2 protein-coding genes are annotated in these 2,395 nt (G+C 67.1%); one reads left to right on the top strand and one right to left on the bottom strand.

What is annotated here, in order from left to right:
* Positions 1–165: 165 nt before the first annotated feature.
* Positions 166–1,152, bottom strand: coding sequence for a class II fructose-bisphosphatase (glpX, locus tag ACNPM4_RS07255; RefSeq protein WP_029262953.1), 987 nt, complete (start codon positions 1,150–1,152; stop codon positions 166–168).
* 185 nt (positions 1,153–1,337) lie between these two features.
* Between glpX and fbaA the strand changes: the two genes are divergently transcribed.
* Positions 1,338–2,366, top strand: a complete 1,029-nt coding sequence (gene fbaA / locus ACNPM4_RS07250; RefSeq protein WP_029262954.1) for a class II fructose-bisphosphate aldolase — start codon at positions 1,338–1,340, stop codon at positions 2,364–2,366.
* Positions 2,367–2,395 lie beyond the last annotated feature (29 nt).

Genomic DNA, 2,395 nt, shown 5'->3' with positions numbered 1-2,395 from the left:
CTGTGCCTGCGGTGCCTGACGGCTCCGTCCACGGCGACAAACCCAGTGACAATTGTGACACGGCGCTCCGGAAAGCGTGGCTCACGCCACCCCGGCCCTATACCGGCTCGATAACGATGCCGTCGTCGTCGGCCGGGAGAACGCGCCCTCAGAGGGGCCTGTGAATCAGAGCCACTTCGAGACGAGGTGCTCCGAGGCGATGCGCCGGAGGGTCCCGGAAGCACCGCGGAGCACGACGCTCTCCGTGTACACATAGCCCCGCTCGCGGCGGACGCCGGCAACGAGCTGGCCGTCGGTCACGCCCGTCGCGACGAAGATCGTGTTGTTGCCCTGCACCAGGTCGTCGGCCTCGTAGACCCTGTCCATGTCGAGCCCGGCGTCGATCCCGCGCTGACGCTCGTCGTCGTCACGCGGCCACAGGCGCCCCTGGATGTGTCCGCCGAGCGCCTTGATGGCGCATGCCGTGACGATGCCCTCGGGGCTGCCTCCGACGCCGACGCACATGTCGGTGCGCGCATCATGCCGGGCGGCGTTGATCCCACCCGCGACGTCACCGTCGCTCATCAGTCGGGTGCCGGCGCCCGCATCGCGGATCTCCTGGATGAGTTGCTCATGACGCGGACGGTTCAGTACCGACACGACGATCTCGTCGACGGGCTTGTCGAGCGCACCGGCGAGCTTGCGGATGTTCTCGCCGATGGGGAGCCGGATGTCGACGACACCGACGCCTGCGGGCCCCGTGACGAGCTTGTCCATGTAGAAGACGGTGGAGGCATCCAGCATCGTGCCCCGGTCGGACACCGCGATCACGGACAGCGCGTTCTGCCGACCCGCTGCGGTGAGGGAGGTTCCGTCGATGGGATCGACTGCGATGTCGCACAGCGGTCCGCGCCCGGTGCCGACGACCTCGCCGTTGAACAGCATGGGTGCGTTGTCTTTCTCGCCCTCGCCGATGACGACGCGGCCTTGGAAGTCGACGGTGCCCAGGAACGCGCGCATCGCGTCGACGGCCGCCCCGTCGGCGGCCTCCTTCGCGCCTCGACCGATGAAGGGGACCGCGCGGATGGCCGCAGCCTCCGTCGCTCGCACCAACTCCATCGCGAGGTTACGGTCGGGACGAAGAGGGCTCAGATCCGCAGTCAGACTCACCATGCGGTCAGCCTAGCTATCGACGCGAGCGAACAGCCCGGTTTTCCGCCTCCATCCCTCGAAGGAATCGCGATTCTTAACGCCTGGGCACGAGCTGCCGTGCGAGTGGGGCGCCCGACCTTCGATACGACTCCGGTGGCCCCGATAGAGTGGCACCTGTCCCGGCTTCCCTTATCGCAGGAGTTCTCATGCCCGTCGCCACCCCGGATCAGTACGCCGAAATGCTCGACCGCGCGAAGGCCGGCGGCTTCGCGTATCCCGCATTCAACGTCTCGAGCTCGCAGACGATCAACTCCGTCCTCCAGGGGCTGACCGAGGCCGGCTCCGACGGCATCATCCAGGTCACCACGGGTGGAGCCGACTACTTCGCCGGCCACACCGTCAAGGCACGCGCCACCGGCGCTCTCGCCTTCGCCCGCTTCGCCACCGAGGTCGCCAAGAACTACCCGATCACCGTCGCGCTGCACACCGACCACTGCCCGAAGGACGCCCTCGCCGGCTTCGTCGAGCCGCTGATCGCAGCCTCCGAGGACGAGGTCAAGGCCGGCCGCAACCCGATCTTCCAGTCCCACATGTGGGACGGCTCGGCGGTTCCCCTCGCGGAGAACATCGAGATCGCGAAGGACCTTCTCCCCCGCATGAAGAACATCAACGCCATCCTCGAGGTCGAGATCGGCGTCGTCGGCGGCGAAGAGGACGGCGTGCAGCACGAGGGCTCGAACGACGCCCTCTACACGACGTTCGCGGACGTCGATCAGGCTGTGCAGGCCCTCGGTCTCGGCGAGCAGGGTCGCTACATCGCCGCCCTCACGTTCGGCAACGTGCACGGCGTGTACAAGCCGGGTGGCGTCAAGCTGCGCCCGGAACTCCTCGGCGAGATCCAGGCCGAGGTCGCAGCGAAGTACAACACGGGCGCCAAGCCGCTCGATCTGGTCTTCCACGGTGGCTCCGGCTCGACCGACGAGGAGATCGCCCTCGCGGTCGCGAACGGCGTCATCAAGATGAACATCGACACCGACACGCAGTACGCCTACACGCGTGCGATCGCCGACTACATGTTCAAGAACTACGACGGCGTGCTGAAGGTCGACGGCGAGGTCGGCAACAAGAAGCAGTACGACCCCCGCGCCTGGGGCAAGATCGCCGAGTCGGCGATGGCCGCCCGCGTGGTCGAATCGACCCGTCAGCTCGGTTCGTACGGCCAGTCGAAGAGCTGATCCGTCGCGACTTCGATGAGAGATGGCCC

Source organism: Microbacterium umsixpiens, assembly GCF_053543675.1.
Note: the sequence above shows the minus strand (reverse complement) of the source record. Positions and strands in the feature narration are given on the sequence as shown.